Genomic DNA, 14,122 nt, shown 5'->3' with positions numbered 1-14,122 from the left:
AGGAAAAATCCCTGCCGAGTCGGCCGGCAGGGACTGACAAAAGATATATTACTGTACTGTAACGTCCTGCAGCATGAATAGTCCTGTCGGATGTTTCCAGAATCCGCCAACCTGATCACCAACACCTACCAGGTAATCAGTATGATAGAGATACATCATTGGTGCTTCATCTCTCAGGAAATGAATGATCTCCGAATAGATTTCCTCACGGGCTGCTTCGTCGGTTTCACGGCGGGCTTCTTCAATTAGACTGTCCAGCTCGTCGTCTTCAATGAACGTTTTATTACCCCCGGTTCCCTGCTGGGAAGAGTGGAAAAGGGAATAGATCGCGAAATCAGCATCTCCCGTACCGGTGGACCAGCCGAGGATGAACATGTCGTGGTTACCTGCAGCCGTCTCATCCAGGTAGGCACCCCACTCGAGAACTTCAATGCTTGCGTCTACGCCGATTTCCTCAAGCTGGGACTGCACCACCACAGCGATATCCTCCCGCTCGGCGGAATCGTTCGTCCAGATGCTCGTCTCAAATCCGTCTTCATAGCCGGCTTCGGCTAAAAGCTCACGGGCTCTCTCCGGATCATAGCCCAGATCCTCAACGGAATCATCGAATCCGAATACGCTCTCACTGACCGGACCGACTGCTTTTTCGGCTGCTCCTTCAAGAACGCTGTTGATAATGACATCTTTATCGATTGCCATACTCAGTGCCTGGCGAACTTTCGGGTCGTCGTACGGTTCTTTTTTATTGTTAAAGCCGACGTAAGCCATGCTCACGGAATCCTGAACATAAAGCTCCACACCCTCGGTTCCTTCAACACGGCTCATATCGTTTGGACGGATCGGGAAAGCGATATCAATTTCCCCCGCCTCAACGGAATTCACGATCTGGCCTGCATCTCCGATCACGCGGAACGTGACGCTGTCCACTTTAGGCTGCTCACCCCAGTACTCTTCATTGCGTGCAAGAGTGGTACTGTCTCCGGACACCCGCTCCTCCAGCTCGAAAAAACCGCTTCCGGAAGAGTTACTGTTAATGTAGGAACCCGGATCTCCCCCGTCTTCCATGGCAGCGTAATCAGCTTCAATAGCTTCCTTACTGATCATCGAACCGCCTGTATGACCGAGGTGGGCGCCGAGGGCACCGAACGGGTACTCGGTTTTAATGCGGACCGTGAACTCATCCTCGACGATGACTTCTTCGATCATTTCAAAAAGGTTCGCCCGCGGGGACGCAATTTCCTCGTCGAGCACGCGTTCAAGGTTCGCTTTTACCACTTCCGCATTGAATTCGGAGCCGTCATGGAAGGTAACGTCGTCTCTCAGGTTAAATTCCCACAGATCATCTTCAAGTACTTCCCAGTCTGTTGCGAGCATCGGCTCAAGTTCCATATCTTCCGTCAGGTAGATGAGTCTGTCATAGATATTGACCTGCAGGTTACTGGACGGGATATCATTTGTCGTATGAGGGTCTACAGCGACAATATCCGACTGCATGCCGATCGTCAGTTCGCCGCCTTCCTCGCCGGCTGCTTCCTCACCTGTATCCCCGTCCTGATCTGCTGCTCCTCCGGTTTCCTGTTCCGGTTCACTGGCGCAGCCTGCAAGCATGACAGCCAGCGCAGCAGGTAATGCGGCTGAGGCAATAAAGGTACTTTTCTTCATAATGGTGTCCTCCTCTAAGATGTATGATGTATGATGTATTTCGCAATGCGAAAATACTCGCTTCTCCAAATTACACGAGAATTCGCAATTATTCAACCTTCACTTTGCTAAAGTTTTCTGATTTTGGTTAATACATAAAATATTATCACGATATAATAATTTTGAGGCCGGATAAACCTTGGTGCGATGGGGACTTCTAAGAAGAAAGCGCATTCAAACGTTGGCATGACAATAATTTCAAGTGCTGAAATCCCTTGTAATATTGTCCCTAAATGATATAATTTCTTGTGTTATTGCGAATCGGGACAACCCTGCAAAGATTCAAATAATTTGGAACAGGAGGATGAAAACATTGGCTGAAACGACACCAAATCAACCAGTCACTAAGCCGCCGTCGCCCTTTGTCGAAAACTTCAAGACTGTTATGAAGAAACTGAAGAAAAACAAAGCGGCCATGATTGGCGGGTACATGATTATTTTCTTTTTTCTCGTCTCCATCATCGGGCCATGGCTGACCGTTCACCCGGTTACCACACCTGATCTGACGAACCGTTTTGCTCCGCCGTCCACCGAGAACTGGTTCGGAACGGACAACTTTGGGCGGGATATCTTTACCCGTATTGTTCACGGAATGTCCATTACTCTTTATATCGGCTTTGCTTCTGTAGCAATCGGTGCCTTTTTTGGCGTATTAATCGGAGTGATCTCGGGTTATTATGGCAAAAAGATCGATTCTGTGCTGATGCGTATTATGGATGTTCTGCTTGCATTCCCTGGTATTCTTCTTGCCCTTGCGATCGTAACGGTACTTGGGGGAAGCCTGCAGAATGTGGTTATCGCCGTAGCGATATTCTCGATTCCTATGTTTGCCCGGATTGTCCGCGGTTCAACGCTTGCCGTACGTAAACTTGAATACGTGGATGCGGTACGTGCCCTTGGTGCGACTGACGTCCGGATTATTTTCAGGCATATCCTGCCTAACATTATGTCACCGATTATCGTTCAGGCAACGCTTCGTATAGCGACTGCCGTTCTTACAGCAAGTGCCCTTTCCTACCTCGGTCTCGGTGCCCAGCCGCCAACACCTGAGTGGGGAGCCATGCTCAGTGACGGACGAGCCTATATGTGGGACAGCCTGCATCTGACGTTGTTCCCTGGACTTGCCATTGTTGCTGTTGTTCTTGCGTTTAATATTTTCGGGGATGGTCTTCGCGACGCGCTTGACCCTAAACTGAAAGACTAACAAGAGAGGTGAAACCGAATGTTCGTATATATAGTGAGACGCTTGATGCAGACGATCCCCGTCGTGATCGGGGTTACCATACTCGTGTTCTCCATGATGCACCTTGTACCGGGTAACCCTGCACAGATCATTGCAGGGGAGAGTGCTTCTCCGACACAGGTCGCCCAGATGGAAGAACGTCTCGGTCTTAACGACCCTCTGCCTGTCCAGTATTTCAGCTATGTGGGGAATGCGGTAACAGGAGACCTGGGGAACTCGATCCGAAGCGGTAATGCCGTAACTGATGAAATATTCAGCCGGCTTCCAGTAACGATTGAACTTGCTCTGTACAGTACGTTTCTAAGTATTTTCATAGGACTGATTGCAGGAGTGATCTCTGCAACGAAAAGATACACGTTTACCGATGCTGCAATTATGATTGTCGCCCTTTTCGGTCTTTCCATGCCAAACTTCTGGCTCGGGCTCATGCTCGTACAGTATTTTTCCCTGCCGCCGCTTCAGTGGTTCCCGGTTACCGGGTGGGGAACGCCGCAGCATATTGTGCTTCCTGTGCTTACACTCGGGACAGCCGGTGCGGCAATTATCGCCCGTATGACGCGCTCCAGTATGCTTGATGTCATCAACCAGGACTACATCCGTACTGCCCGCGCCAAAGGGGTAAAAGAACGTATCATTATTTACAAGCATGCCCTTCGTAATGCGCTTATTCCTGTCGTTACCGTTGTAGGTCTCCAGTTCGGGGTTCTACTCGGGGGTACAGTTATCATCGAGCAGGTATTTGCCATTAACGGTCTCGGCCGTCTTGTAATCGAGGCCATCAGTGCCCGTGACTTCCCTGTCGTTCAGGGATCCGTTCTTGTCATTGCCCTCATGTTCGTTCTTGTAAACCTTCTTGTCGACTTGAGTTACAGATTCCTTAATAAACGTATTGAACTGGATTAAGAAAGGAGGGGACTTTCATGTCAGACAAACAAAATACCATTATTGATGTTAACGAACTGCAGACGTCATTTTTCGTGGATGGAAAAGAGGTCAAGGCTGTTGACGGTGTGACCTTTGACGTTCCAAGCGGAAAAACGCTCGGTATTGTAGGGGAGTCCGGCTCAGGAAAAAGTATCACCTCCCTTTCAATCATGCGTCTTATAAATAACCCGGGTAAAATCAAGGGCGGGGAAATCAACTTCAATGGTGAGAACCTGCTTGATAAGTCGGAAGCGCAGATGCGTAAAATCCGTGGTAACCAGATCTCAATGATCTTCCAGGAGCCGATGACGTCACTTAACCCGGTCTTTACGGTTGCAGACCAGATCGGTGAAGCAGTGATGATTCACCAGAAGCTTTCCAAGAAGAAAGCCCGTGAAAAATCACTTGAGATGCTGAAGCTTGTCGGAATTCCTTCTCCAGAGAAGCGTCTCGACAACTACCCGCACGAATTGTCCGGTGGTATGCGTCAGCGTGTCATGATCGCGATTGCCCTTGCCTGCCGTCCTGAGCTTCTTATTGCGGACGAGCCGACTACGGCTCTTGACGTAACGATTCAGGCCCAGATCCTGCGCCTGATCAGAAATCTTCAGGAAGAGCTCGGCATGAGTGTCATTCTGATTACTCACGACCTCGGTGTTGTAGCGGAGACGTGTGACTACGTCGCTGTTATGTACGCCGGTAAAATTGTGGAGTATGCGGATGTAAATACGCTGTTCCGCGATCCGAAACACCCGTACACGGTCGGGCTGCTTAAATCCCTGCCGCGTCACGATATCGATATGGAAGGTGATCTGAGCACGATCAAAGGTATGGTGCCGACACCTGATAATATGCCTAAAGGCTGCCGCTTTGCTCCGCGCTGTCCGTTTGCCCGTGACATGTGCCGTGAGAATCTGCCGCACCTTGAAGACGAAGGTGATGGAAATCAAGTCCGCTGCTGGATTCATACTGACCAGTGGGACGGTCCGGAGGTGAACGTGAAAGATGACTACGAATCTGCTGCAAGTAAACAATCTTAAACAGTACTTTCCTATTAAAGGTGGTTTCTTCGGCCGCCGCGTGAACGACGTTAAGGCGGTTGATGATATCAGCTTTGCCGTTAAGGAAGGGGAAACGCTCAGTATCGTAGGTGAGTCAGGCTGTGGTAAATCCACGACCGGCCGGGCCATCCTCCGTCTTGATGAACCGACTTCCGGGGAAGTTTCGTTTAACGGCGTGGATCTTCTTTCCCTGAACGGACGTGAAATGCGCAAGCAGCGTAAAGATCTGCAGATCATCTTCCAGGATCCTTACGCGTCCATCAACCCTCGTCAGACTGTTCGTAAAGTGCTGGACGAAGCGATGGAAATCCAGAACGTTGTTCCGAGAAAGGACCGCGCTGACCGCATGATGGAACTCATGGAAACGGTTGGTCTCGGTCGGCACCAGCTTGACCGCTTCCCCCACGAGTTCAGTGGCGGTCAGCGTCAGCGTATCGGTATCGCCCGCGCGCTGGCGGTTGATCCTAAGCTGATTGTCTGTGACGAGTCTGTATCGGCACTTGACGTATCGATTCAGGCCCAGGTTTTGAACCTTCTGAAGAAGCTTCAGAAAGATTTCAACCTGACTTATCTGTTCATCTCCCACGATCTCGGTGTGGTACGCCACATTTCCGATCGGGTCATGGTTATGTACCTCGGTAAAATCGTGGAGATCGGTGACAAGAAGAGCGTATTCGATAATCCGAAGCACCCGTACACGAAGACACTTCTGAGCGCGATTCCGGTTCCGGATCCGACAGCCGAGCGCGACCAGATCGTCCTTCGCGGCGACGTGCCTTCCCCGATCGATCCGCCGACCGGCTGCCGCTTCCACACACGCTGCCCGTTCGCAACGGACAAGTGTAAGGAAGAAGTGCCTGAGCTTCGTCAGGACGCTGACCTGATGAAAGACGGCCACAACGCAGCATGTCACTATATTGAAGAGATCGAAAGCGGCGAAATGAAGCCGAAGTATAAGTAAGCTGGATTTGGGTTTGAGGACCCCCTCCGCATGTGGTGCGGAGGGGGTTTTTGTGTGGATTGGGAGTGGTTTAGGCGGCTGATTGGGTGGTAGTTAGAATAATGGGGAAAGTAGTTAGAATAAAGGTGCAAGTAGTTAGAATTATTGCGTAAGCAGTTAGAATTATCACGGAATTAGTTATAATTATCGAGAATTCAGTAAGAAATAACCCATGCCGGAAGGATTTAGAAAAACTTTTGCCGAAAATAAAATACTGACTGAGTATAAAACAACATATAAAAAGGATTGATGCCTCTTGACCATCAGAAAGCCCCGCCCCGCCTCTCTTCAGCTGCTTACAGCTGAAGCAGCTCTCCGAAGAATCTCCTCCTCCCATCCCAAGTACCCGTTCATTGAGCTGGATCTGCGAAAAGCAAAAGCTGGTGTGAAAGGGGAAAAATCTGTCGCTCATTTCCTGTCCCTTATAAACCTCACTGACAAATTCGTTTATCACAACCTTCGTTTAAAGCGAGACGATCAGCATCATTTCGAATTGGATACACTTATAATAAGTCCCCACTACCTTCTCATCATTGAAGTAAAATACTTCTCCGGTGAATGGGTCGAACTTAGAGAATACCCTAACCAGCTGACACAGTTTACATACGAGCAGACACGAAGGACGTACGAAGACCCCATCCTTCAGGTAAAAGAACAGCGTAAAAACCTGGCCAACTGGCTGGTCCGTCGTAACCTCCCCTCGCTCCCCATTGAATATCTTGTGATCATGCCCAACTCCTCCTGCGAATTAAGATTTCATGAAAACTATAAAGAATACAAACGTGTCATCCGCCTGCCCTCTCTTGAACAAAATCTGATCAGCTTTGATACCTTTCATAAGCGATCCAGCGGAATCCCCAAATCCGACATTAACCTCCTGGACGAGCGGCTTTTAGCTGAACACTGTCCTCCAGCGAGCCATGGAATAACCCGGTATGCCTTACAGGAAGATGAGATTAAAAAAGGCATTCACTGCCCGCAGTGCAGAAGTATTCCTATGATAAGAAAAAAGTGCACCTGGCACTGCCCCTTTTGTGATTACTTCTCTTCTGCCAAAATCCCCGGCCGTGAAACACTTATGGATTACTTTCTTCTCGTTAATGACACTATTAACAACCGTCAGGTGAGAGACTTTTGCCTGGTTGATACACCACGGCAGGCAAGAAACCTTCTCCGTGGACTCAATTTGGAATACTGTGGAAGTACAAAGGGGCGTGTGTATTTGCTGCGCGGTTTGTTTGATTTGTATGATCTTCAGTCAGAGAAAGTCTAAAGGAAATAAGTTAGAATTAAATCACAAGCAGTAAGAAAAAACGGAAAAGTAGTTAGAATAAATCTGAAATCAGTTAGAATTCCGGTAACTCGCCCCATATTTATGATACGATTTCTACACTACACCATCCGGAAAGGAGTCAAATCATGCACAAATTCCAACAATCAGACTTACTGAAGCGGCTGCCGGAGCAGTTTTTTGCGAAGCTTGCAGGCAGAGTGCAGAACCTTGCGGCCGAGGGCCACGACATCATCAATCTCGGGCAGGGGAATCCTGATCTCCCCACTCCTCGCCATATCGTAAAAGAACTGCAGGACGCTGCTGAAAATCCGAAATTTCACAAATACTCGCCGTTTCCCGGTTACCCTTTCCTGAAAGAAGCGGCAGCCGAATTTTACAAGCGGGAATACGACGTTGACGTCGATCCGCACACGGAAGTTGCCGTTCTTTTCGGCGCCAAAACGGGGCTCGTGGAGATCAGCCAGTGCCTCCTTAACGCGGGGGACACGGCGCTGCTTCCGGATCCGGGCTATCCGGATTATATGAGCGGCATCGCCATGGCCGGAGCCGAAACGGAGCTTATGCCGCTGCGTCAGGAAAACGGCTTTCTGCCTGACTACAGTGAGAAAAGCGATGCCACTCTGGACCGGGCAAAACTTATGTTCCTCAATTATCCGAACAACCCCACTGCCGGGACAGCGGATGCTGCTTTTTTTGAGGAAACGATACAGACGGCAAAAAAACACGACATCTGCGTGGTGCACGATTTTGCGTACGGATCGATCGGCTTCGACGGGAAAACGCCGCGGAGTTTTCTCCAGACGCCCGGTGCTAAAGAGGTGGGTGTGGAGATGTACACCCTCTCCAAGACGTATAACATGGCAGGCTGGCGCGTTGGCTTCGCGGTCGGGAATCCGTCTGTTATTAAGGCGCTGGAGCTGATTCAGGATCATATGTATGTAAGTCTGTTCGGGGCGATTCAGAAAGCGTCGGCTCTCGCACTGACAGGGGACCAGACGCCGGTTAGGGAACTTACCGCCACCTATGAACGGCGCCGGAATGTGTTCATTCAGGGGCTTCGTGACATCGGCTGGGATGTGCCGGCGCCAAAAGGGACATTTTTCAGCTGGCTGCCGGTGCCAAAAGGGTACGGAACGAGCGAGGAGTTTGCCAATCTCCTCATTGACCGGGCCCATGTGGTGACAGCGCCCGGCGTCGGATTCGGCACCCACGGTGAAGGCTACCTGCGCGCAGGGCTTCTGGCCAGCGAGGAACGAATGATGGAAGCAGTCGAACGGATTGATAAATTAAATTTGTTCCGGTAAAACGTAAAGAACCCTCCGCTCTAACTCACTAAGCGGAGGGTTTTCTGTGTCAGCTTTCGGTTCCGGTGTCTTCTTCCGGATTGGTGGCAAGGTCGTCGTCGGTAATTGCGTCCGTTCCGACGTGGCGCTCAAAGTAGTTTTCGGTCATCCGCTCTTCGTTGTCGGTCAGTTCCACGTCGTGGCGGAAAATCGCCATGAACAGAAACACGATCGCAAGGAAGATGAATGAGCCGTACTTCCGGAGCTTATTGTTCATCGTGATGTTTCACCTCTTGGTCTGTAAAGTTTCATTGTATAGTTCGCCTCTCTTGGCGGCGATTTATTTCCTGCAACGACAGTATAGTAACACGAAGAAGGGCTCCATAGAGGTGGTAATTCCTGCATGAATTTATCAATCCTGTGCACAGGCACTCATTTGCCCGCGCGCCCACAACCCTCCGCGCTCGCTCCGCTACTCCCCTTCTTCCTCATCGATATCGTCAAATATACCGCCCGGTTCCTCCCGCCGTTCCCTTGTCGGGTCAGCGGCTTCCCACGCTCCGCCCCGCCGCGGATCCGAACCGCCGTAGACAAGGCCGTTTTCCCGGTCGATAAACATAGCCTGGATGCCGCCGAAGAACATGTCGCTTCCGTCCTCCCTGACGATCCAGCCGTCCACGTCTTCCCGGTCGTTTATCTCGCCTTCAAGATCGGCCTGCCAGTCAATCGGGAAGCGGTCGTCCACGAAAATCCCTATTTCACCGGTTCTGTTAATTCGATCGTCAAAATGAAAACGAGGCTGATTGATCGCCGCTTTCAGGCCGTAACTGAAGATGTCCTTATGGATGAGTGTCTGGGCGATCATGTTCGGGATCCGGGCGCCGCCGGGAGAGCCTATTCCGAGTACCCCCTGCTCCTCACTCACAAGGATTGTTGGGGCCATAAAGCTTCTCGGCCGTTTGCCCGGCTCGTAACGGTTGATCGACTCCGGTGACTGGTTGAAGTTGCTCAGCTGATCGTTCAGGAAAAAGCCGGCGTGATATTGCCCGGATCCAAAGAAGTTACTTAACGTATGCGTGCCGGAGATCATCCGGCCGTCCGCGTCCACGATGACAAAGTGGCTCGTGTTGTTGTGATCGTTCATGACGGCAGGTGCGTCGTCCGCCAGCAGCCGAAGCCCCGGTGACGCTGTCCCTGGACGAAGCATCCGTTTCTCTCCCCGAATATCCAGCCTTCCCATTGCTTCTTCCGCCTCCCCGGCCGGGACTGCATCCCGTACACCGGCGGCCAGCTCCTGTGCATACTCATCGGTGGTAAGCCGGTTCAGGTTGTCCAGAAACGGGTTTGTCCACCCGTCCCCCCTGTTGAAATCCGGATCGGCTATGAATTGGAGCCGATCGTTGTACGCCTCCACCTGCAGGCGGCTCAAGAGCTCGGTGTAGGTGAGGTACCAGAGTTCGGGATCGTCAAACTGTTCTTTTTCCCCCTCAAGCTCGAGGTATTCGGCGGCCTGGAGCATCGTGATCAGAGTCGGTCCGGCAAGGGGAGCGGGGGCGCTGTAGACGCTGAATCCCTGGAATGTACCCGTGGCCGGTTCAGTTTGTTTGAGCTGGTACTGCTGAAAGTCTGCGACGGTGAGGCCGGGATAGCGGGCCTCCATGGCAGGCGCCAGCTGTTCGAGAAAATAGGCGCGTGCGCCTGTTTCCTGAATCGTTCTGAGCGTTTCTGCCAGTTCCTCCTGCACGAGCATATCGCCGGACTGAATCGTTTCTGCATTGTCATAGAAATGGGGAATTTCAGCCGGGTTCATCCGGTACTGGGCGTGGTGCAGCCGTCCTGCAAGGTAGCGGTCGATTTCAAAGCCTGCCTCCGCCACGTCCACTGCCGGCTGGATCAGCTCGGAAAAACTGAAGTTTCCTGATGCGTAGCTGTCGAACATCGTGCTCATTCCGATCAGAAAACCCGGTACGCCGAAATTGCTGGCGTACTGCTCGCGGGTGCCCGCATAGAGCGGGGCTGTTTCCCGGTAGTCAAGATACTGGGGGGCAGCCCCCAGGGCAGGATCATAGTAAAGGAGCGAGCCGCCACCGCCGATGCCTGATCCGTACGGTTCCACGACGTTAAGCATAAACGAGGTGGTAATAAAGGCATCGGCTGCGTTTCCGCCGGCTTCAAGGATGTCCATCCCCGCCTGGACCGCGAGTGGGTGGGCGCCGCTGATGCCGTAGCCACCTTCGAGGTCAGCCACTTCGTCCTCTTCCGGAAGAGGTGCATCTTCCGAAAGACCCTGTTCCGGGGAAAATTCAATTTCGTTAAATCCGGCAATCAGGAAAATAATAATCAGAACAGTTCCGACAACGTTTGTAGCCAGACGAAGGCGCATCGCCCGCTCACTCCTTTCACGGTTTATTTCTTTTCGTGCCGTCTTTTAAGCTTCCTGCTCGCCGCCAATCTGCAGATACAGTCGGCCATCCTCACGCCACGTCTGGACGTCATCCCCCAGTTCTTTAGTAAGCGTGCGGAAGATTCGCTGCTTCTGAATCGTGCCGAAAGGTTCCACCGCCGGGAGCGGACGGGCTTCCCGGATCATCATCGGGGAAAAAACGAACTGCCTGCTCCCGTCTCTCATAAGCCTGAACTGGGTAATCAGAGCATCGGATGTTCGCGACCAGCCCTGGTCGGAAACAAAGTTGCCTACACTGTAAAGGATGAGGCTGTCCTCGTACACTTCCACCGGGCTGATGACGTGGGGATAGTGACCGACGATAAGATCGGCTCCGAGATCCGCGAGGTAGTGGGCGATCTCCCGCTGGCGGGAGAACACCCGGTTGTTAAAATTCTCCCCCCAGTGGGCATGGACGATGACAAAATCCGCCTGCTGTTCGGCCTGCTGGACGGCTTCGTATACGTCTGCCAGGCGCCGGGTGGTCAGTACCCCGGAACGGTCCTGGTCCACAGCGTGGTTCGGTGCGTAAACATCCGTGAAACCGACCGTGGCAACGGTCATACCGTTAAATTCGTCGATGACCGGCGTAATAGCAGCTTCCGTGTTCACCCCGGCACCTACGTAGCTGATCTCGTCGTTGTAATAATCGAAGACGTTGAGGGTGTTTCTGAATCCGAGATAGCGGTAGTCAAACTGGTTATTGTTGCCGAGGCTGACGTTTGTGAAACCTTCGTCAATGAGCGCTTCCACCGCTTCAAAAGTGGTACTGAAGTTCATCGGTTTATTCGGGTTCTCGGTTATGTTGGTAATCGTGTCCCCGTTGAAGTTTTCCATTGCCTCAGGCGGCATATCGATGATCGTCTGCTTAAAGTTCCCGCTTACGTAATCGGACGCTTCAAAGTAGGGACGGGCATAATCAAACAGGGGTGAAAACCCGTAACGGCCGGTCACCTGCGAGACGTGGCGGCCGAGCATAATATCGCCCACGACGGTCCCGGTAACGGCCGCTTCATCGTCTCCGGCCACCTCTGGTACCTGGGCAAAACTGACGAATTGCCCGGCTCCTATCAGAACGGCAAGGGCAATGAAAAACACAAGAGCATGCCGGTCAGCCCGTTCTTTGTGACGTTTGGTCATCGCCAGAAGCTTTTCTTTTTTTGTTAAGTACCGTTTTTTCGTGGTCATAATTAACCCGCCTTAAAACATGTAGTAAACCGTCATTATTACGAACGTCAGGCCGCTGAGTACCATCGTGCTTGTAACGGTAATGTAGACACCCTGCTTTTCAAATGAGTTGGCTATAAGCCCGGGAACGATGACCCCGATGCCCCGGAGTTCATAGATTTCAAACGGAAATACCGGGTAAAAAAAGTCGAAGGCCAGCTTCAGCACCACGCCCGTAAGCAGCATGGCGGCGAATTTACGGCGGCCGTACAGAATCGTAAACCGCGAAAACACGTGAACAACGAGAAAATAGATCATGCAGCTGATAATGAAGATGGACATGAGAAAGAACGGCTGGTCGTAAATGAGTGCCAGATAGCCCGGGACGATAATTCCCGCCGGGAGTGCCCCTGCTTTTTCGGCATAGATGAGACTTAGTACGATTCCGACGACGAGCGTGATGTATAAGTCGGCTCCAAACAAAGTGGATGCACCTCCTTTTTAAGGTGAATTCTGTGCCTTTATTGTCCTTAGGGTGAACTTAATTGTCCTTGTTTCATTTTTACTGTCCTTAGTCCGGCGTTTATTGTCCTTAACCTGAACTTATTGTCCTTAGCAGGCACTTTCCCGGACCTGGCGTTGGCAGATTATCGCACTATATTGATTACGTTTCTGCTTCTTCCGACTCGTGCTTTTCGTTATGTTCCTTCTGGATCCGTTCTACGAGCGGTTCGGCGGCGCCGTGGATGTTGCCGACTCCGAAAACAGAGGATCGGTTCATTTTTTCATGAAGCGCATCGTAAATCTCTTCGGTGCCGCGTCCTTCCAGGTTTATGAACTCCTCTGCTTCTATCGTGCCGTCCCGGTAGGCCTGCTCGATTGGCGAGGTGAGGTCTCCGATGACGACGAGAGTACCGATATCGAGATTCGGCAGCACGTCCCTGGCAAACTGTTCGGAGCGATCCACCCGGTCCTTACGGCAGTTCATAATGACGATCGGATGCTCGGACGGAAACCCGAGTTCTTTTACCCGCTTCCAGATGTTCAGTGTCGATGAAGCGTCGTTTGCCGCAAACCCGTTGAAAAAATATGACGGGCTTTCCGGATTTCCGGTTTTTAGAATTTTCATGGCTCCCGGGTCCGGCGGCGCGTTAAGCATGCCTTTGAGGGCCGTTTCCCTGTCGATACCCATGGCCTGGGCAACCGCCAGCGGCAGCGCCGCATTATCGGGAAACATCATATATTCAAATTTCCGCAGGTAGTCTTCTGTTACGGTCGACGTGTCAGCTACGATCATCTCGGTGTTACGCTCTTCGGCAATCTTCCTGAAATAGTCCTTGTAGGGGCCGTCGTTCACAATAAGGTGCCCGTTATACGGAATGGTGGCGGTAAAGGATTGGGCCACGTCATCAATAGTAGGTCCGAGTACATCCATGTGATCTTCTAGAACATTTACGATGACGCCTATATTTGCCTGAAGCATAATATTCTGAAAAACTTTCTGATAATCGGGATTCACCGCCATGCACTCGCTTACCAATACTTCGATTTTGTCATCGGACACGCTTTTCATGACTTTCAGCTGCTCCTTGATATTCGGGCCTTCCGGATCCCTGATGATCGGATCCTCACGGTCGCTGTAAATCATGCGTGCCTGGGTACCTGTTGTTTTCCCCACCGTTTTGAAGCCGGCTTCCATCATAATGCCGGTAATCAGCCGGGTAACGGTTGATTTTCCCCGGACACCGTTAATGTTGATCCGGTTTGGAATGCTCTCGACGTTACGCTGGTGACGCTTACGTTCGAGGATCCCGAGGGTAAACAGCAGGACGAATGAGAGTGGAATTAACAGCATTATGCTTCTCCTCTCCGGTTGAGGTTTCTTGTAGTATGTCCTGGAATGTCCGGAATTAGGACATGTTTCTGGCGACTTTTCTATTTTCAGGGGTTTATGTGACTTTTGAGATATAGTATTAGACCGAAAGTAGGGGTTCACTCATTTTTAT

General features: G+C 51.3%; 12 protein-coding genes. 6 read left to right on the top strand and 6 right to left on the bottom strand.

Annotated elements, in window-relative coordinates:
• Positions 1 to 48 precede the first annotated feature (48 nt).
• Positions 49 to 1,662 (bottom strand): glutathione ABC transporter substrate-binding protein, encoded by a 1,614-nt coding sequence (locus tag FGB90_RS08325; protein WP_138810365.1) that lies wholly within the window; start codon positions 1,660 to 1,662, stop codon positions 49 to 51.
• 343 nt (positions 1,663 to 2,005) lie between these two features.
• Here FGB90_RS08325 and FGB90_RS08320 point away from each other — a divergent pair, with 343 nt between their 5' ends.
• From FGB90_RS08320 to FGB90_RS08295, 6 genes are all read left to right on the top strand, one after another.
• Positions 2,006 to 2,905 carry an ABC transporter permease gene (locus tag FGB90_RS08320; protein ID WP_138810364.1) on the top strand — a complete coding sequence of 300 codons (900 nt, stop codon included), beginning with the start codon at positions 2,006 to 2,008 and terminating at the stop codon, positions 2,903 to 2,905.
• Positions 2,906 to 2,923: 18 nt separating this feature from the next.
• Positions 2,924 to 3,847 (top strand): nickel ABC transporter permease, encoded by a 924-nt coding sequence (gene nikB, locus FGB90_RS08315; protein ID WP_138810363.1) that lies wholly within the window; start codon positions 2,924 to 2,926, stop codon positions 3,845 to 3,847.
• Between the two features lie 17 nt (positions 3,848 to 3,864).
• On the top strand, positions 3,865 to 4,908 hold the full coding sequence (locus FGB90_RS08310; protein ID WP_138810362.1) for an ABC transporter ATP-binding protein: 1,044 nt from the start codon (positions 3,865 to 3,867) through the stop codon (positions 4,906 to 4,908).
• Positions 4,874 to 5,890 carry an ABC transporter ATP-binding protein gene (locus tag FGB90_RS08305; RefSeq protein WP_138810361.1) on the top strand — a complete coding sequence of 339 codons (1,017 nt, stop codon included), beginning with the start codon at positions 4,874 to 4,876 and terminating at the stop codon, positions 5,888 to 5,890. Before FGB90_RS08310 ends, FGB90_RS08305 begins: the two co-directional genes overlap by 35 nt.
• A gap of 295 nt (positions 5,891 to 6,185) precedes the next feature.
• Positions 6,186 to 7,202 carry a nuclease-related domain-containing protein gene (locus tag FGB90_RS08300; RefSeq protein ID WP_138810360.1) on the top strand — a complete coding sequence of 339 codons (1,017 nt, stop codon included), beginning with the start codon at positions 6,186 to 6,188 and terminating at the stop codon, positions 7,200 to 7,202.
• 146 nt (positions 7,203 to 7,348) lie between these two features.
• The gene (locus tag FGB90_RS08295) at positions 7,349 to 8,527 is read left to right on the top strand and encodes a pyridoxal phosphate-dependent aminotransferase (RefSeq protein ID WP_138810359.1); all 1,179 of its coding nucleotides are present in this window, start codon (positions 7,349 to 7,351) and stop codon (positions 8,525 to 8,527) included.
• A 49-nt stretch (positions 8,528 to 8,576) separates the two neighbouring features.
• On the opposite strand, the gene FGB90_RS08290 is transcribed toward FGB90_RS08295, so the two are convergent.
• The 5 genes from FGB90_RS08290 to pgsB all read right to left on the bottom strand — a co-directional run bounded on the left by FGB90_RS08290 (position 8,577) and on the right by pgsB (position 13,971).
• Positions 8,577 to 8,783 carry a hypothetical protein gene (locus FGB90_RS08290; RefSeq protein ID WP_138810358.1) on the bottom strand — a complete coding sequence of 69 codons (207 nt, stop codon included), beginning with the start codon at positions 8,781 to 8,783 and terminating at the stop codon, positions 8,577 to 8,579.
• A gap of 195 nt (positions 8,784 to 8,978) precedes the next feature.
• Entirely contained in the window at positions 8,979 to 10,889 is a 1,911-nt protein-coding gene (locus FGB90_RS08285) for a gamma-glutamyltransferase (RefSeq protein ID WP_138810357.1), read from the bottom strand.
• A 45-nt stretch (positions 10,890 to 10,934) separates the two neighbouring features.
• Positions 10,935 to 12,137: a CapA family protein gene (locus FGB90_RS08280; protein WP_138810356.1), complete on the bottom strand. Its 1,203-nt coding sequence runs from the start codon at positions 12,135 to 12,137 to the stop codon at positions 10,935 to 10,937.
• A gap of 12 nt (positions 12,138 to 12,149) precedes the next feature.
• On the bottom strand, positions 12,150 to 12,599 hold the full coding sequence (gene pgsC / locus FGB90_RS08275; protein ID WP_138810355.1) for a poly-gamma-glutamate biosynthesis protein PgsC: 450 nt from the start codon (positions 12,597 to 12,599) through the stop codon (positions 12,150 to 12,152).
• A 181-nt stretch (positions 12,600 to 12,780) separates the two neighbouring features.
• The gene (pgsB, locus tag FGB90_RS08270) at positions 12,781 to 13,971 is read right to left on the bottom strand and encodes a poly-gamma-glutamate synthase PgsB (RefSeq protein ID WP_138810354.1); all 1,191 of its coding nucleotides are present in this window, start codon (positions 13,969 to 13,971) and stop codon (positions 12,781 to 12,783) included.
• Between the last annotated feature and the right edge of the window lie 151 nt (positions 13,972 to 14,122).

The sequence above is a fragment of the Alteribacter natronophilus genome, assembly GCF_006007885.1.
GTDB classification, from domain to species: domain Bacteria; phylum Bacillota; class Bacilli; order Bacillales; family Salisediminibacteriaceae; genus Alteribacter; species Alteribacter natronophilus.
The sequence above is the reverse complement of the archived record's forward strand: the minus strand, read 5'-3'. Positions and strand labels throughout refer to the sequence as shown.

Bases quoted from the DNA above. Each gene is read 5' to 3' on its own strand.
- FGB90_RS08325 (WP_138810365.1), bottom strand. From the start codon at position 1,662: ATGAAGAAAAGTACCTTTATTGCCTCAGCCGCATTACCTGCTGCGCTG.
- FGB90_RS08320 (WP_138810364.1), top strand. From the start codon at position 2,006: ATGAAAACATTGGCTGAAACGACACCAAATCAACCAGTCACTAAGCCG.
- nikB (WP_138810363.1), top strand. From the start codon at position 2,924: ATGTTCGTATATATAGTGAGACGCTTGATGCAGACGATCCCCGTCGTG.
- FGB90_RS08310 (WP_138810362.1), top strand. From the start codon at position 3,865: ATGTCAGACAAACAAAATACCATTATTGATGTTAACGAACTGCAGACG.
- FGB90_RS08305 (WP_138810361.1), top strand. From the start codon at position 4,874: ATGACTACGAATCTGCTGCAAGTAAACAATCTTAAACAGTACTTTCCT.
- FGB90_RS08295 (WP_138810359.1), top strand. From the start codon at position 7,349: ATGCACAAATTCCAACAATCAGACTTACTGAAGCGGCTGCCGGAGCAG.
- FGB90_RS08290 (WP_138810358.1), bottom strand. From the start codon at position 8,783: ATGAACAATAAGCTCCGGAAGTACGGCTCATTCATCTTCCTTGCGATC.
- FGB90_RS08285 (WP_138810357.1), bottom strand. From the start codon at position 10,889: ATGCGCCTTCGTCTGGCTACAAACGTTGTCGGAACTGTTCTGATTATT.
- FGB90_RS08280 (WP_138810356.1), bottom strand. From the start codon at position 12,137: ATGACCACGAAAAAACGGTACTTAACAAAAAAAGAAAAGCTTCTGGCG.
- pgsB (WP_138810354.1), bottom strand. From the start codon at position 13,971: ATGCTGTTAATTCCACTCTCATTCGTCCTGCTGTTTACCCTCGGGATC.